The sequence below is a fragment of the Mesorhizobium sp. M7A.F.Ca.ET.027.03.2.1 genome (genome assembly GCF_003999175.1).
Lineage (GTDB): Bacteria > Pseudomonadota > Alphaproteobacteria > Rhizobiales > Rhizobiaceae > Mesorhizobium.
The window spans coordinates 1-437 of sequence record NZ_RZOM01001916.1; the positions used below are offsets into that span (position 1 = coordinate 1).

At 65.0% G+C, this 437-nt stretch carries 1 pseudogene; it reads left to right on the forward strand.

Annotated elements, in window-relative coordinates:
• Positions 1 to 90: 90 nt before the first annotated feature.
• Positions 91 to 437, forward strand: a pseudogene (locus EN750_RS38755) (cell division protein FtsZ); the annotation flags it as partial.

Consider the following 437-nt stretch of genomic DNA (forward strand, 5'->3'; position numbering starts at 1 on the left):
GTGGTTGAGAGACAGTTTCTAAAATTGACGGGGACAGCCCCATAGGCGGCCGCGGCGGCGAAGCGGCGTGAAAGGCAAAGGACGGAGACAATGACCATCAATCTGCAGAAGCCGGACATCACCGAGCTTAAGCCGCGCATCACCGTGTTCGGTGTCGGCGGCGGCGGCGGCAATGCCGTCAACAACATGATCACCGCCGGTCTGCGCGGTGTCGAGTTCGTGGTGGCCAACACCGACGCGCAGGCGCTGACCATGTCGAAGGCCGGCCGCCTGATCCAGCTCGGCGCGCATGTCACCGAAGGCCTTGGCGCCGGCTCGCAGCCGGAAGTCGGCCGTGCGGCGGCGGAAGAGTGCATCGATGAAATCCTCGATCACCTGACCAACACCCATATGTGCTTCGTCACCGCCGGCATGGGCGGCGGCACCGGCACCGGTGC